18 protein-coding genes are annotated in these 14,894 nt (G+C 51.4%); all 18 read left to right on the top strand.

Annotated elements, in window-relative coordinates:
• Nucleotide 1: 1 nt before the first annotated feature.
• The 18 genes from spoIIIAC (at nucleotide 2) to dxs (ending at nucleotide 14,894) form a co-directional block, all read left to right on the top strand.
• Nucleotides 2–205, top strand: a complete 204-nt coding sequence (gene spoIIIAC, locus ACFSUF_RS05465) for a stage III sporulation protein AC (RefSeq protein WP_377600911.1) — start codon at nucleotides 2–4, stop codon at nucleotides 203–205.
• Nucleotides 206–212: 7 nt separating this feature from the next.
• Entirely contained in the window at nucleotides 213–602 is a 390-nt protein-coding gene (gene spoIIIAD, locus ACFSUF_RS05470; protein ID WP_377600913.1) for a stage III sporulation protein AD, read from the top strand.
• A 52-nt stretch (nucleotides 603–654) separates the two neighbouring features.
• Entirely contained in the window at nucleotides 655–1,842 is a 1,188-nt protein-coding gene (gene spoIIIAE / locus ACFSUF_RS05475; RefSeq protein ID WP_377600915.1) for a stage III sporulation protein AE, read from the top strand.
• Between the two features lie 12 nt (nucleotides 1,843–1,854).
• Nucleotides 1,855–2,571: a stage III sporulation protein AF gene (gene spoIIIAF / locus ACFSUF_RS05480; RefSeq protein WP_377600917.1), complete on the top strand. Its 717-nt coding sequence runs from the start codon at nucleotides 1,855–1,857 to the stop codon at nucleotides 2,569–2,571.
• A gap of 11 nt (nucleotides 2,572–2,582) precedes the next feature.
• Nucleotides 2,583–3,212, top strand: coding sequence for a stage III sporulation protein AG (spoIIIAG, locus tag ACFSUF_RS05485; protein WP_377600918.1), 630 nt, complete (start codon nucleotides 2,583–2,585; stop codon nucleotides 3,210–3,212).
• Nucleotides 3,213–3,240: 28 nt separating this feature from the next.
• Complete coding sequence (locus tag ACFSUF_RS05490; protein WP_377600919.1) at nucleotides 3,241–4,014, top strand: SpoIIIAH-like family protein; 774 nt, start codon at nucleotides 3,241–3,243, stop codon at nucleotides 4,012–4,014.
• Between the two features lie 189 nt (nucleotides 4,015–4,203).
• On the top strand, nucleotides 4,204–4,716 hold the full coding sequence (gene accB, locus ACFSUF_RS05495; RefSeq protein WP_377600921.1) for an acetyl-CoA carboxylase biotin carboxyl carrier protein: 513 nt from the start codon (nucleotides 4,204–4,206) through the stop codon (nucleotides 4,714–4,716).
• Between the two features lie 16 nt (nucleotides 4,717–4,732).
• Nucleotides 4,733–6,085, top strand: a complete 1,353-nt coding sequence (gene accC, locus ACFSUF_RS05500) for an acetyl-CoA carboxylase biotin carboxylase subunit (RefSeq protein WP_377600923.1) — start codon at nucleotides 4,733–4,735, stop codon at nucleotides 6,083–6,085.
• 97 nt (nucleotides 6,086–6,182) lie between these two features.
• Nucleotides 6,183–6,590, top strand: a complete 408-nt coding sequence (locus tag ACFSUF_RS05505; RefSeq protein ID WP_377600925.1) for an Asp23/Gls24 family envelope stress response protein — start codon at nucleotides 6,183–6,185, stop codon at nucleotides 6,588–6,590.
• A gap of 95 nt (nucleotides 6,591–6,685) precedes the next feature.
• Nucleotides 6,686–7,249, top strand: coding sequence for an alkaline shock response membrane anchor protein AmaP (gene amaP / locus ACFSUF_RS05510; RefSeq protein WP_377600927.1), 564 nt, complete (start codon nucleotides 6,686–6,688; stop codon nucleotides 7,247–7,249).
• 14 nt (nucleotides 7,250–7,263) lie between these two features.
• Complete coding sequence (locus tag ACFSUF_RS05515) at nucleotides 7,264–7,491, top strand: DUF2273 domain-containing protein (RefSeq protein WP_377600929.1); 228 nt, start codon at nucleotides 7,264–7,266, stop codon at nucleotides 7,489–7,491.
• Between the two features lie 139 nt (nucleotides 7,492–7,630).
• Nucleotides 7,631–8,086: a transcription antitermination factor NusB gene (nusB, locus tag ACFSUF_RS05520; protein ID WP_377600931.1), complete on the top strand. Its 456-nt coding sequence runs from the start codon at nucleotides 7,631–7,633 to the stop codon at nucleotides 8,084–8,086.
• A 59-nt stretch (nucleotides 8,087–8,145) separates the two neighbouring features.
• Entirely contained in the window at nucleotides 8,146–9,003 is an 858-nt protein-coding gene (gene folD, locus ACFSUF_RS05525) for a bifunctional methylenetetrahydrofolate dehydrogenase/methenyltetrahydrofolate cyclohydrolase FolD (protein ID WP_377600933.1), read from the top strand.
• 95 nt (nucleotides 9,004–9,098) lie between these two features.
• On the top strand, nucleotides 9,099–10,448 hold the full coding sequence (xseA, locus tag ACFSUF_RS05530) for an exodeoxyribonuclease VII large subunit (RefSeq protein WP_377601748.1): 1,350 nt from the start codon (nucleotides 9,099–9,101) through the stop codon (nucleotides 10,446–10,448).
• Nucleotides 10,411–10,677: an exodeoxyribonuclease VII small subunit gene (gene xseB, locus ACFSUF_RS05535; protein WP_377600935.1), complete on the top strand. Its 267-nt coding sequence runs from the start codon at nucleotides 10,411–10,413 to the stop codon at nucleotides 10,675–10,677. Before xseA ends, xseB begins: the two co-directional genes overlap by 38 nt.
• Entirely contained in the window at nucleotides 10,674–11,603 is a 930-nt protein-coding gene (locus ACFSUF_RS05540) for a polyprenyl synthetase family protein (protein WP_377600937.1), read from the top strand. The genes xseB and ACFSUF_RS05540 overlap by 4 nt, the downstream gene beginning before the upstream one ends.
• Nucleotides 11,604–12,394: 791 nt before the next feature.
• Complete coding sequence (locus tag ACFSUF_RS05545; protein ID WP_377600939.1) at nucleotides 12,395–13,021, top strand: hypothetical protein; 627 nt, start codon at nucleotides 12,395–12,397, stop codon at nucleotides 13,019–13,021.
• Entirely contained in the window at nucleotides 13,002–14,894 is a 1,893-nt protein-coding gene (dxs, locus tag ACFSUF_RS05550; RefSeq protein WP_377600941.1) for a 1-deoxy-D-xylulose-5-phosphate synthase, read from the top strand. Before ACFSUF_RS05545 ends, dxs begins: the two co-directional genes overlap by 20 nt.

Here is a 14,894-nt window from a genome sequence, read left to right on the forward strand (position 1 = left end):
GATGAACATCGACGTGACGAGCATATTCCAAATCGCAAGCGTCGGCATTATCGTAGCCATGATCCATACTGTATTAAAGCAAATGGGCAAAGAGGATTATGCGCATTGGGCGACGCTGATCGGATTTGTCGTGGTCCTGTTTATGGTCATCCGCATGCTGGACGACCTCTTTAGGCAAATCAAAACCATCTTTCTGTTCCAGTAGGTGAAGCATGGACATCATTCAGATTGTCGGGATCGGTATTGTAAGCACCGTGCTCATACTAATCCTGAAAGAACAGAAGCCGGTGTTCGCCTTCTTGCTGTCCGTCTTCGTAGGGATCGGAATCTTCTTATTCCTCATCGGCAAAATATCATCAATCATCCATGTGCTGGAAAATCTGGCGCTGAAAACAGAAATTAACATGATTTTTCTCAAAACAATTCTTAAAATCATCGGAATAGCCTACATCGCCGAGTTCGGAGCTCAAATCGTCCGCGACGCAGGTCAGGAGGCCATTGCTTCCAAAATCGAATTAGCAGGCAAAATCCTGATCATGGTCATGGCCATCCCTATCATCACGGTCATCGTGGAAACCGTGCTGAAACTATTGCCCGCCTAGGGCCGGTAAAGTTGGGTGAGTCAAAGATAAGCAGCCGGGAGTTGAATCGATCATGTCATACCTCAACAGCACACGCTGGAGAGCAGTCCTAACGATGATGCTGGCTGCCTTTCTCTATTTGACGGCACAAAGCTTAGCGGCCTCTCCGGCCGACGCGCTGATTGAGCAGCAGGCCCAAAACCTGCCCACGGACCAGGTAGAGCAGTTCTGGGACCGGCTGGTAAAAGAGTATGGCGGATACCTGCCGGACGGACAGGTTCCTACTTTTATGGAAATGCTTGTTCCCGGAGGCAAAGGGCTGAATCTCTCCGATGTGTTCAAAGGAATTTTGAAATACCTGCTTCATGAAATACTGTACAACGGCAAGCTGCTCGCTTCGATTGTCATCCTTACCGTGTTCAGCACCATTCTGGAGACGCTGCAGTCCGCTTTTGAACGCAGTGCTGTAAGCAAGATTGCATACTCGATCACTTACATGGTTTTAATTATCTTGGCCATTAACTCTTTCAGCGTAGCGATCGGTTATGCGAAAAACGCCATAGAGAACATGATTCACTTCATGATGGCGATGATTCCGCTCATGCTGACCCTGCTGACTTCTATGGGGAATGTGGCCACCGTAACGCTTATGCATCCATTGATTGTCTTCATGATCCACACTATCGGCACACTGATTTACGTCATCGTGTTTCCGCTGCTCTTCTTTTCGACAGTGCTTCATATCGTTTCTTATCTGTCGGACAAGTATAAAGTGACCCAGCTCGCGAATCTGCTCCGGACGATCAGCGTCGGCTGCATGGGATTATTCCTGACCGTGTTCCTCGGTGTCATATCGGTTCAAGGCGCAAGCGGCGCAGTGACCGACGGGGTGACCATCCGTACGGCAAAGTATGTGACAGGCAATTTTGTACCCGTAGTAGGAAGAGTGTTTTCGGATGCGGCCGATACGGTGATCAGTGCCTCACTGCTCGTGAAGAACGGAATCGGAATTGCCGGAGTGGTCATCCTGATCTTCCTCTGCGCGTTCCCGGCTTTGAAAATCCTGACGCTGGCCTTGATTTACAACGTAGCTGCCGCCGTCATGCAGCCGCTCGGCGACAGTCCGATCGTCGGCTGTCTCCAGACCATCGGCAAAAGCATGATCTATGTATTCGCCGCACTGGCCGTCGTAGGCCTGATGTTCTTCCTGTCGATCACCATCATCCTTACGGCGGGCAATATGACCGTGATGATGCGCTAAGGAGGAACAACGATGCTGGAATGGCTTAGCAGCTGGCTGAAAGATATTATTCTGATTATTCTGCTCGCTGCCTTCGTTGACTTGATCCTGCCGAATAAGGCATTGACCCGCTACGTGAAGCTGGTTGTCAGCTTATTTATTCTAATGGCGATTCTCTCGCCTCTTGTCCAGCTGCTGAAGGCGGACTGGAGTGAGAAAAAGCTGACGTCAGCCATCGAATCCCTGCCGGAGGCAAGGCCGGGCGGGTCTGCCGGGGAGCCGGACTTAGAACAGATTCTTGCAGGGGGAACTAAGCTTCAAGCCGAGCAGATGCAGCTGACCGTACCAATTGTGGAGACGCGGCTAGCCGGCATGATCCGGGATGAACTCCAGGCAGTAAATACAGAGAAAGTTGTAGAAGTGAAGGTGACTACGGTCCAAGGAAAGGACGGGGAGCTGAAACTGGATACAGTCGAAGTAGAAGTGTCTGCTGTCCAGGCGGCCGCAGCCTCAGAGAGCAGCGGGGAGGGCGAATGGACGATGCAGCCCGTTCAGCCGGTCCAAGTGCAAATTGATGTGGAACAATCCCGGGATTCCTCCTTGGAGGGAGCCGTTGACAATAGATGGAAAGAACAGGCCGAAGCCGCAAAACAGCGGTTTTTGAAACAGCTGGGACCCAAATGGGGGCTGACTTCGGAACAGCTGAAGGTGTCCTATGCGGAAGAAGCCGGCAGCCCGGATGAGAAATGAGGTGAACGAAGGTGGGAAAGTTTACGGAATGGATGGAGAAATGGGCCGGCGGAGGTCCAGGAGGCAGCAGACGGGCGCAGACCATGCGCTGGATTGTCCTGCTGGGCCTGGCCGGCGCCGCGCTGATGATCGTAAACTCGTTTGTGACGGTGAAGGAACTGGATCCGTTAAACGAAAGCCGGGGTTCACCCGGGCAGGCGGCGGAACCCGCGTTCGGCGGCGCCAAAGACGAGTCGGAGTTCAGTACGTACGAAAGGCAGTACGAATCCAAGATTAAGGATATTCTGGACAAAATCGTCGGTGTCGGGTCTGTCGATATTCTGGTCACGGTGGATTCCACCGAAGAAGTTGTCGTGAAGTCCAATACAAAAAATACGCAGCAGGTCACCGATGAGAATGATCCTGGAGGCGCACGCAGGCATATCAGCGATGTGAATGAAAGCAGCGACGTCGTCCTTCACGAAAGCGGCGGGAACCAGGAGCCCATCATCGTGAAGAAAATTCAGCCGCAAATCCGGGGCGTTATTATCGTAGCCAAGGGCGCTGAGAATGCCACCGTGAAACGGCTGATCAAAGAAGCGGTGGAGCGCGGCCTCAGCGTGCCGTCACACCGGATTTCCGTGGTCCCTAGAAAACAATAAATTAACTAATACCAAGGAGGAATTAACAATGAATACAAAAAGGCAAACGGTTTGGCTGGTATCGATGTTGAGCTTGATGGTGGTTCTGTCCGCATACTACCTGTTCACGGATACGCCGGGCACCAATACGGACCTTACAGCGACTGAGAGCTTGAACGAGCAGAAGATGGAAGATACAGCAACGGAAGCGGCAGGCGAAGCGATTACGGCGGAAGATGTGACAGACGCTCCGAAAGGTGCGGAAGCTGTGGAGACAACCGATGCTGCCGGCACATCGGATCCGGCAGACAAATCGGAAGCAGCCGATCCTGCGGCTGAAAGCAAAGATTCCGCATCGTCCGGCGAAACCGCCTCGAAAGATGCCGATAAAGAAACGGCAGCTGAGGATATGCTGGGCACAGAGGATCTGACGGATGAGGCCGTATTGAAAATGGTGGAAGCGCAAGGACAGAACTCGGCGGATTTCTTCGCCCAGAAAGCGATGGAACGCGACGATAACTTCGCAAAGCAGTATGAAAAGCTGTTAGCAATGACAGTTGATATGAAAAATACCCCTGAACAAGCAACGCAGGCGCAAAACGACATTGATTTGATGCAGCAGCGCGAAGCGAAGCTGACCACTTTGGAAGAAGAGCTTATGAAAGAATACCAGAACGCGGTAGTTCTGAACGATGAAGATCAATGGACGGTCATTGTCCAATCTGAGAAACTCCAGCCAAGCGAGGCGGTCAGCATCCTCGACCGCACCATCACGGAACTGAAAGTGGATCCGGATAAAGTATCCGTCCAATACAAGAAGTAACTTCCGGGTCCTGATTACTATAGCGAAGCCATACGCGGAAAGAGTCCCGGAAACGGGCTCTTTCTATTTCTTCCTTTTGTGATATAATAACTAAAGTTGCGATGGGTTTGCATACATATCAGGAATATTGAAAGCATAAGGCCGCAGCAGGCCCGCCCGCTTTCGCATAACTCTTAAGGAGTGACGTATTTGTTTAAGCTTAGTGAAATCAAGGATCTGATTAAGTTAATAGACCAAACCTCTGTTCAAGAATTCGAGATTGAGAACGAAGGCACGCGGATCCTCATCAAGAAGCCGAATCCGGCGGAAACTTACGTGGTACAAGCTCAACAGCCGCAGGCTGTTTATTCGCAGGCACCGCTGCATGGAACAGCGCCTCATCATCTGCAGGCAACGGTAACGGCAGGAGGGGAATCCGCTTCCGTATCCGTACAGTCCGTACCGGAACAAGACACATCCCATTTACATAAAATTGTGTCGCCGATGGTAGGAACGTTCTATACGTCTGCTGCACCCGGAACACCTCCGTATGTCAGCACAGGAGATAAAGTGAAGCCAAAGACCGTAGTATGCATCGTGGAAGCGATGAAGCTGATGAACGAGATAGAAGCCGAAATTCAAGGCGAGATCGTGGAAGTGCTGGTGGAGAACGGACAGCTAGTTGAGTACGGGCAGCCGCTGTTTCTGGTAAAACCGGAATAAGAATGGAGCGACTAACATGAAATTTCACAAAGTTCTGATTGCCAACCGGGGAGAAATTGCCGTGCGGATCATCCGCGCGTGCCGCGAGATGGGCATCCAGACTGTAGCCGTTTATTCCGAAGCGGACCGTGAATCCCTGCATGTCAGGCTTGCGGATGAGGCTTACTGTATAGGGCCCACTCTTTCTAAAGACAGCTATTTGAATTTTACGAACATCATGAGCGTTGCAACGCTTACGGAATGCGACGCCATTCATCCAGGCTACGGATTTCTCGCTGAGAACGCGGATTTCGCTGAAATTTGCGAGACATGCAATATTACTTTCATCGGGCCGTCCCCGGATGCGATCAACAGGATGGGCGACAAGGCCGTGGCGAAACAGACGATGAAGGACGCACGCGTACCGGTTATTCCGGGCTCGGACGGGCTGATTGAAGACTTGGATGAGGCCGTGCGGCTTGGCCGGGAGATCGGGTATCCAGTTATTATCAAAGCAACGGCTGGCGGCGGCGGCAAAGGCATACGCATTGCCGAAGACGAGGACAGCCTGATTCAGCAGATCACGATGGCTCAGCAGGAAGCACAAAAGGCATTCGGAAATGCAGGCGTTTACCTCGAGAAGTTTTTGACAGGTATGAAACACGTTGAAATACAGATCATTGCGGATAAGCACGGGAATGTCGTTCACTTAGGAGAACGCGACTGTTCGGTACAGCGGCGTCGTCAGAAGCTGGTGGAGGAAGCTCCTTGCTCCACTCTGTCGCAAGAAACCCGCGAGGCAATGGGCGCAGCGGCTGTCCGCGCGGCCAAAGCGGTAGACTATTCCGGGGCAGGAACACTGGAATTTCTGCTTGGTCCGGATGAACAGTTCTACTTCATGGAGATGAACACGCGGATTCAGGTAGAGCATCCTGTTACAGAAATGATTACCGGCGTAGACCTGATTAAGGAAATGATATCGGTTGCCCAAGGGAACCCGCTGTCCTTTACACAGGAAGAAGTAGTCATTGACGGATGGTCTATCGAATGCCGGATCAACGCGGAAGACCCTGACAGGAACTTTATGCCTTCTCCGGGGAAGATCAATTTTTACCTTCCTCCCGGCGGTTTAGGCGTTAGGGTGGACAGTGCCGCCTATCCGGGTTATACGATTTCCCCGCATTACGATTCGATGATTGCCAAGCTGATCGTTTGGGGCAAGACGCGTACGGAAGCGATCGACCGGATGAAACGGGCGCTTGCTGAATTCGCGGTAGACGGCATCCATACGACGATACCGTTTCATATGAAGCTGATGAATCATTCGAAGTTTATCTCCGGCGATTTCGACATTAAGTTCCTGGAAGAGAACGACGTGAATGAACTGTAATTTGTCATAAATCTCCGCAAATGCTATATTATTAAAGTAAGAAAGCTTGTGTATGCGAACGTTGGTTCGCACCACTTGCGCCAGGAGGTGTGATGATATGAGTACAGTAGCTCCGGATTTTGAGAAAACCGATATCGGTAACATCCAGATCGCCCCTGAAGTAATTGAAATTATCGCCGGGCTGGCGGCTGTCGAGGTGCCGGGCGTTGCCGGAATGAGCGCCGGTTTCGTAGGCGGTATCGCGGAATTGCTCGGCCGCAAGAACTTGTCTAAAGGCGTGAAAGTGACTGTCGGTCAGCGGGAAGCTTCCGTAGACGTTTCCGTTATTATTGAGTTCGGCGTGCGAATTCCCGAGTTGGCAAGTGAAATTCAGCGTAATGTGAAGCGTTCCATCGATTCGATGACGGGCCTTCATGTAGTTGAAGTCAATGTACATATTCATGATGTTCTATTTAAAGGTGCCGAGAAGACTGAGGAAGACGACACCGTCCTTCGGGTGAAATAGGCATTGAATTCCGATAGAAGAACAGAATGATACGAAGGCGAACCCCCTGCAGATGTTAGGGGGTTTGCTCTAATGTTGGAAGGGGACAAGCAGTCGTGGTTAAAATTATGGACAGGCTTCTTTTGTTTATTTTCAGCCTAGCGGTCATTGCAGCGTCTTTTATAGCAGCCCTCGTAGGCTTGCGCGTGTTTCCCTTGAATGATGTAAGCCGTTTTATCGATGATATTTACGAATGGCCTGTACTCAGTATCATCATTGTTGCTGCTTCTGCCATTATACTTCTGATGGGGCTTCGCATGCTGTACATTTCCCTTCGCCGCGCTTCCGGGCAATCGCCGTCGATCAGCCAGCGGACGGAATTCGGAGATATTCAAATTTCAGTGGATACGGTGGAGAATCTTTCCTTGAAGGCGGCTTCCCGCATTCGCGGCGTGAAAGACCTGAAGTCGAGAATCCGCGTAACGGATGCCGGGCTAGAAATCGTCATCCGCTCCTTCGTCGACGGCGAGACGTCGATTCCTAATTTGTCCGAGGAGATTCAGCGTGCGGTAAAAAGTCATGTGGAAGAGATTACGGGTATTCCGGTAGCGCTGGTATCTGTTTATGTCGCTAATGTGACTCAGCCTCAGACTCAAACATTTAAAAGCAGAGTGGAATAGGGGAGGGTCCCGGCATGTGGAGAAATCTATGGGAGACCCATACGGGGAAAGTATGCGGCGCAGGGGCAGGGCTTTTTTTCGGAATCATTTATCTCTTTTTCGGATTCTGGAATATGCTTGTGTTCATGTTTTTGCTGGGCATCGGTTTTTGGATTGGCAGCAGAGCAGACCGCGGGGAAGAACTGATTCCCTTGGGCCCGGTATATGATTGGTTTCGAAGCAGGAAAAGAAGGTTGAAGTAAATCCTGTGTCGCTCCCCGGTAAGCGGATGGCTGTTTCTGCTGTCCTTTTTCCGGGGCGTGTCAGGATTTTTTTGTTTGGAAAGGCGTGGATATGTCATAATACAAAGTAACAGATATTTCATCCCGGGAGGAACCATACGTGAAACGAAGGTTAGCTAGAGAAATTGCGGTGCAAAGTTTGTACCAGCTTGAAATGAATGAGGTGTCTGCGGGCCATGCTGTGGATATGCTCATCGAAGAAGCTCAACAGGATAATGAATCTAACGTCGAACTTTCGGATGTACACGAACTTACAGCATATGTGAAAACGACTGTAGAGCAGATCTCAGCCCAAAAACAGCAGATTGACGATTTATTGTCCATATATTTAAAAGGTTGGCAGATGGACAGGCTTTCGAGGGTGGACCGGCAGATTTTGCGACTGGCTGCATATGAGATGGTATTTAAGGACGATGTGCCTGCCAAAGTTGTCATTAATGAAGCGATCGAGCTGTCGAAGCATTTCGGAACAGATGAATCCGGTAAATTCGTAAACGGCGTGTTAGGCAAAATGATCAAGGAACTGGACGAAATCAAATCCAAAAGCAAGGCTTAATTCACATAGATTATGGGATGTATTTCACTTCATTACAAGGGTTAGGGGAGATGGGTTTCATGAGCGCACAACGCATTAACGGGAAAGAAGTGTCCGAACAGATTCGGGAGGACTTAAAAGCCGAAGTGGAGCAGCTGCAGGCGAAAGGCATCCAGCCGGGGCTTGTCGTTGTTTTGGTAGGCGAAGATCCTGCGTCGCAAGTATATGTAAACAGTAAGGCCAAAGCCTGTGAGCAGCTGGGATATTACTCCGAAGTTCACCGGCTTCCGGCAGACACAACCCAGGCTGATCTGCTGGCGCTCATCGAGAAGCTTAACGGAGACGCGAAGGTTCATGGCATCCTGGTTCAGCTTCCTCTGCCGAAGCACATGGATGAGAAAGCGGTAATCGATGCGATCGCCTATGAGAAAGACGTGGACGGCTTTCATCCTCACAGCGTCGGGAATCTGATGATTGGCGACGAAAGCCTGCTGCCATGCACCCCTGCAGGGGTTATTGAGCTTATTAAGCGGACAGGCCATGAAATCCGCGGAAAGCATGCGGTTGTAATCGGGCGAAGCAACATCGTAGGCAAACCAGTCGCTATGCTGCTGCTTAGGGAAGATGCGACGGTGACGATTTGCCATTCCCGTACTGCCAATATAGAGGAAATTGCAAGGCAGGCGGATATATTGGTAGTTGCAACAGGTCGTCCAAAGATGGTTACAAAAAACTTTGTAAAACCGGGAGCGATCGTTATTGATGTGGGCGTGAATCGTATGGAGAACGGCAAGCTGGCTGGGGACGTCGATTATGACGATGTGCTGGAAACAGCGGGATATATAACGCCGGTACCTGGCGGTGTAGGACCGATGACCATTACGATGCTGATGAAGAATACACTGAAGGCGGCCAAACAAATTAACGGAATCCGATAAAGCAGGGAGGCGTTCGAACAGTGGGATCGCCAGGGAACCCGATACAAGGCGCTGACCGGATTTATTCGATTAAAGAACTGAACAAGTACATTAAAATGAAGCTGGAATCCGACCGGCTGCTGCAGGATGTCTGGATCCGCGGAGAAATTTCCAACTTTACGCATCATTCCAGCGGACATATGTATTTTACGCTGAAAGATAAGGACAGCCGGATCAAGAGCATAATGTTCTCCTCTTACAATCAGCGGCTGCCCTTTATCCCGAAGGAAGGCACGATGGTGCTTGCCAGGGGCAACGTTTCGGTTTATGAACGGGACGGAAATTACCAGTTCTATGTCACTCAAATGCAGCCGGACGGCATCGGAAGTCTATATCTTGCCTACGAGCAGCTGAAGAAAAAGCTGGAAGAGGAAGGGCTGTTTGCCTCTTCCGCTAAGAAACCGATTCCGAAATATCCCCGTGCGATAGGTGTAATTACCTCTCCAACCGGCGCGGCTGTGAGGGATATTATGATTACTCTGCAGAGAAGGCATCCCTCGGTGCCGATCCTGCTGTTTCCCGTACTGGTACAAGGCAAGCAAGCCGCGTCTTCGATCGCTAGAGCGATAGAGTCGATGAACCGGCTGGGTGAAGTGGATGTGCTTATTGTCGGACGGGGCGGCGGATCGCTCGAGGAGCTGTGGGCATTCAACGAAGAAATCGTGGCACGGAGTATTTACCGCTCCGCGATACCGGTCATTTCCGCTGTCGGCCATGAAACCGACTTCACGATCGCCGATTTTGTGGCTGACTTGCGTGCGGCCACGCCTACGGCCGCTGCCGAGCTGGCTGTACCGCATTTCGCCGAGCTGAGCGCACAGATCGCTCAGCTGCAGCAGCGGCTGCGCAAGGGGCTCTCGCAGCAGCTCGAGCGCAAACGCGAACGGCTTGCGCGCATGCAGCGCTCGCCGTTCTTCCTTCACCCGCGCAAGCATCTGCTGCAGCACGCTGAGCGGTTGGACCGCCTGCGGGATCAGCTGCAGTATAAAGCGACGCTGCGGATGAACCGCGCGGCGGACCGGCTCGGCAAAGCCGACCGGCTGCTCGCCGGCTTCAATCCGAAAGAACAGGTGCGCTATGCCAGACGGCGCACTGAGCAAGCGAGCCAGCGGCTTGTACAGTCGATGCTCGGCATCCAAAAACAACGCAGCCAGCTGCTTCTGAGCCATATGCGGCATCTGGATGCTTTAAGCCCGCTGAAGGTTATGCAGCGCGGATACAGCCTCGTCTATGATGAGACGGAGAAGCGGCTGATCAAGAATGTAAACGACGTCCAGCTGGGCGATGTAATTAAAGTAAGGCTGGAAGACGGGAAACTGCATTGCCAAGTGTGGTCCATGGAATCCACGGAAGGGGAGAACGGCGGAGATGGAGACGGAAACGAACAAGGAAATCCTGAATTTTGAGGAAGCGATGGAGAAGCTGGAAGACATTGTTGCCAAGCTGGAAAGCGGGGATGTTCCGTTGGAGCAGGCCATTGAATTGTTCCAGGAGGGCATGAAGCTGTCCCAGTTATGCGGCAGCAAGCTGGAACAAGTGGAACGCAAAATCGAGACCCTCATGGAGGAGAACGGAAACTTTACGAAGAAACCGTTCCTTCCCGGCAGTGCCGAGGAGAAAGGGGAGGCATTGTGAGCTCGCCTTTATCATTCACTGACTATATGAGAGCATTCGCATCTCGGGTGGAGCATCAGCTTCAAAGCGCTCTTCCCAGGGCATGGGATGTGCCGGCGGTCTTGTCGGAGTCGATGCAGTATTCCCTGATGGCCGGAGGCAAACGCCTGCGGCCTCTTCTCGTGCTGGCGGCTGCAGAGGCTATGCATGCACCGGGTGATCCGTCCGCAGAGCGGACCATTGAGGCTGCGCTGCCTGTCGCTTGCGCGATCGAAATGATACATACTTACTCTTTAATCCACGACGATCTTCCGGCTATGGATAACGATGACTTCCGCAGAGGGAAGCCGACAAATCACCGCATTTACGGTGAGGCGATGGCGATTCTTGCAGGGGACGCCCTGCTTACCCATGCCTTTTTCAGCGTTGCCCAAGCATGCAGGGAAGGCGGTATTCCTGCGGAGCGTGTATTAGCGATCGTAGAGGATCTGTCATACTATGCGGGAGCGCGGGGAATGGTCGGCGGACAGGCTGCGGATATCCTGGGAGAACAAGGCATTACGGATATCGGACAGCTCGAGTACATTCATATCCACAAAACAAGCGATCTTATCGTATTCTCGCTGAAAGCCGGAGGAAGAATCGGAGGCGCATCCGACGCCCAGCTCGAAGCTCTGGAACAGTTCGGCCTGCATTTAGGTCTTGCGTTCCAGATTCAGGACGACATTCTCGACCTCACGGGTGACGAGCAGAAATTAGGTAAGCCATTGCGAAGCGATGAAAAGCTCCAGAAAGTGACTTATCCATATCTGATCGGTCTCGATGCATGCAGAGCCAAGGTAGAGGAATTGACCGGCAAAGCCAAACAATCGCTGTCCGCTGCCGGACTTCCGAACCCGGAACGGCTGTTTCAGCTGGCCGATTACCTGATGCGCCGGGACTACTAAACAGCTGTAAACACAGATAGGATGTACCATTGGGTTTTGAAACCGGGATATGTTATAATGGGTAGTAATCTTTATTTGAGTGGTGCAGTATTCTAGTCAGTCTACCATTTCTGAAGGCGGGCCTAAAAATTCGCTAAAGGGCACATCGATGAAGTTCCTGGTGTTGGCTTCTGACGCCCAGTCGGGGGCTGATGCTGGGAGTTAAGGTTGTGGGGCGATCCGCAATGGCATGTGGGCGTTGACCCCGCTTCCGCGGAGGCCCAAGTGCGTGGCTTCAGCGCCACCGTGCGCTCGGCTACGGCTTGGGGTATGAACCTGCAGTTCGAGTCTCACCTGCCCGGTCCGGCTCTAGCTTGTCTAAAGCAAGAGCGCGGCTGTCGACTAAAATGACTTGGATGCAGCGTAGCCTGCCTTGAGTGATTCAGAGGGGATTATAGATGGTAGGAGCTTGTTTCTTAGGCCAAAGAAACTTTCGCCGGATGCTATATGAAATCTGTTTTGCAAAAGAGGCTAAGGGATGAGTTCAGGGCTGCAGAGGAAAACTCCTAGACTGTTCACCTGTTGGTGAGACTTCTTGGGGATTATAGTATGGACTAAGTGGTAATCCAGTCTGGCTGCCGGCGACGGCGTCAAGCGGAGCATAAAGGGAAACCGCCTGTTCGGCGACGAAGGGGTGTTCTCCGTTGGGAAAACCTACTGGACCTAAGCCATAGCGTTTACTCAAGAAGTTACCACTCAAAACCCTATAAAATTATGGATAGAGTTGCAAGACGACAGGAGTTAAGGAACTAATGAAATTTTCACTGGCCCACTCGTCGAAATGGAGCATTTTTATTGCCGGGGTATCTTTCCTGCTGGCATGCATTTTCTCCATAGCTTCAACGGCATTGCTGGAGGATGCGGCATGGAGCATCGGGATGTTGATCGTGTTCCTGCTGATTCTAGTCGGCATTGTTTTCGATGTGATGGGATTATCCGCTGCGGCGGCAAGCGAAACGCCTTTTCACGCCATGGCATCCGAGAAAGTAAAGGGTGCGCGCCAGGCGATCGGCATCGTTCGCAACGCTGACCGGTTCAGCAATTTCTGTAACGACGTGATCGGAGATATTTGCGGTGTCATCAGCGGCACAGCAACCGCTTTAGTCGTCTTGAAATTGATGATTTCGGTGAATGCGGAAAATTCAGCACTATCTACTGTAGTAAGCGTTGTTTTTGCCGGATTGGTTTCTGCCTTTACGGTAGGAGGGAAAGCAATGGGCAAGTCATTTGCAATCCATTATTCTACTGAAATTGTGCTGTCCATCGGCAAATTCTTTCATATATTGGAACAAAATCTAGGGATACGCGTATTTAACAGCAAGAAAAGCAAATCCAAGAACGGAAAGCGGGGAAACAAGCGTGCTGCTCGATCAGATTAATCAGCCGGGGGATATGAAGCACCTTACGACGGAAGAATTGGAACGGTTATCGCAGGAGATTCGTACGTTTCTCATTGAGAAGCTGTCTGTAACCGGAGGCCATCTTTCCTCGAACCTGGGGATTGTGGAGTTGACCGTAGCGCTGCATTACTTGTACAACAGCCCCGTAGATAAGTTTATTTTCGACGTGGGACACCAATCCTATGTACATAAAATCCTGACCGGCCGCAAGGACCGGTTTGACACGCTGCGCAAGCATAACGGCATGTCCGGTTTTATTAAACGGAATGAAAGTGTCCACGACGTATGGGAAGCAGGCCACAGCAGCACCTCCTTATCCGCGGCGATGGGTATGGCTTTAGCGCGCGATTTGAAAGGTGAAAGCAACAAAGTCATCGCCGTGATCGGGGACGGTGCGATGACCGGCGGAATGGCTCTGGAAGCGATGAATCATATCGGCCATGAGAAGAAAGATCTCATGGTTGTATTGAATGATAACGAAATGTCGATCGCTCCTAACGTTGGTGCCATCCATAATTACTTGAGCCGCATTAGGTCTGACAAGAATTATAAGAAGGCGAAGAACGAATTGGAAGGCCTGTTGAAGAAGATTCCATCCATCGGAGGAACGCTTGCCAAGACGGCTGAGAAAGTGAAAGACAGCTTGAAGTATATGGTTGTCTCCGGTGTTCTGTTTGAAGAACTGGGCTTTAATTATATCGGCCCGGTCGACGGACACAACCTTCCGCTGCTGCTGGAAACGTTCAGGCAGGCTGATAAAGTGAAAGGCCCGGTGCTGGTTCATGTCATAACCCGCAAGGGCAAGGGGTATGAGCCTGCTGAGCTGGATTCGCATACTTGGCATGGAGCTTCCTCCTACAAGATTGAGTCGGGTCAGATGGTGAAAGCCGTCGGCCATCCGATGTATACCGAAATATTCGGAAATGCTTTAATGGAGCTGGCTGAACAGGACAAGCGTATTCTGGCAGTCACGCCGGCAATGCCGGGGGGATCCGGCCTTCTTAAATTCGCAGCGAAATTTCCAGACCGTATGATTGACGTCGGCATAGCGGAAGAACATGCGGCAACGATGTGTGCAGCCGTTGCTTTGGAAGGGCTCAAGCCGGTGTTTGCGGTTTATTCTACCTTCCTGCAACGGGCTTATGATCAGACTTTACATGACATTTGCCGCATGAACCTGAACGTCATCTTTGCTATCGACCGTGCCGGATTCGTCGGTGCTGACGGTGAAACGCATCATGGTGTATACGATATCGCATTCCTCCGCCACATTCCGAACATTGTCATCATGATGCCGAAGGATGAGAACGAGCTTCGCAACATGATGTACACGGCGGTCCAATATAATGACGGTCCTATCGCTATCCGTTACCCTCGTGTAAATGCGCGCGGCGTTGAGATTGACGAACGAATGAGTGCTTTGCCGATCGGCAAGTGGGAAACCGTTATAGACAGCCCGAGCCCCAAAGCAGCCATTCTGGCGGTCGGACCTATGCTGGAGCTGGCCGAGATGGCTGCAGAGCAGCTGAAAAGGGAGGGCATTCCCACACGCGTAATTAATGCCCGGTTTATTAAGCCGCTAGATGAGGCTATGCTCCTGCAGCTGGCCAAAGAGAATATGCCGATCGTCACGGTAGAAGAGGCTTCCGAACGCGGCGGTTTCGGCAGCGCTGTATTGGAATTTTACTCAGAGCGGAATATTTGGGATATGAAAGTGAAGAATATGGGCGTACCGGACTACTTCGTGGAGCACGGAAGCGTGAAAGAGCAGCGTGCAGAAGTAGGCTTAGATGCGGAGCACATTGCTGCGGAAGTCCGCAACCTGATGCCGAAACATCGTCAACGCGCTTAA

This window comes from Paenibacillus gansuensis (assembly GCF_042684925.1).
Classification (GTDB): Bacteria; Bacillota; Bacilli; order Paenibacillales; family DY6; genus Paenibacillus_N; species Paenibacillus_N gansuensis.

Excerpts from the sequence above, each read along its gene's own strand:
- spoIIIAC (WP_377600911.1), top strand. The coding sequence starts at position 2 with ATGAACATCGACGTGACGAGCATATTCCAAATCGCAAGCGTCGGCATT.
- spoIIIAD (WP_377600913.1), top strand. The coding sequence starts at position 213 with ATGGACATCATTCAGATTGTCGGGATCGGTATTGTAAGCACCGTGCTC.
- spoIIIAE (WP_377600915.1), top strand. The coding sequence starts at position 655 with ATGTCATACCTCAACAGCACACGCTGGAGAGCAGTCCTAACGATGATG.
- spoIIIAF (WP_377600917.1), top strand. The coding sequence starts at position 1,855 with ATGCTGGAATGGCTTAGCAGCTGGCTGAAAGATATTATTCTGATTATT.
- ACFSUF_RS05490 (WP_377600919.1), top strand. The coding sequence starts at position 3,241 with ATGAATACAAAAAGGCAAACGGTTTGGCTGGTATCGATGTTGAGCTTG.
- accC (WP_377600923.1), top strand. The coding sequence starts at position 4,733 with ATGAAATTTCACAAAGTTCTGATTGCCAACCGGGGAGAAATTGCCGTG.
- ACFSUF_RS05505 (WP_377600925.1), top strand. The coding sequence starts at position 6,183 with ATGAGTACAGTAGCTCCGGATTTTGAGAAAACCGATATCGGTAACATC.
- ACFSUF_RS05515 (WP_377600929.1), top strand. The coding sequence starts at position 7,264 with ATGTGGAGAAATCTATGGGAGACCCATACGGGGAAAGTATGCGGCGCA.
- folD (WP_377600933.1), top strand. The coding sequence starts at position 8,146 with ATGAGCGCACAACGCATTAACGGGAAAGAAGTGTCCGAACAGATTCGG.
- xseA (WP_377601748.1), top strand. The coding sequence starts at position 9,099 with ATGAAGCTGGAATCCGACCGGCTGCTGCAGGATGTCTGGATCCGCGGA.
- xseB (WP_377600935.1), top strand. The coding sequence starts at position 10,411 with ATGGAGACGGAAACGAACAAGGAAATCCTGAATTTTGAGGAAGCGATG.
- ACFSUF_RS05545 (WP_377600939.1), top strand. The coding sequence starts at position 12,395 with ATGAAATTTTCACTGGCCCACTCGTCGAAATGGAGCATTTTTATTGCC.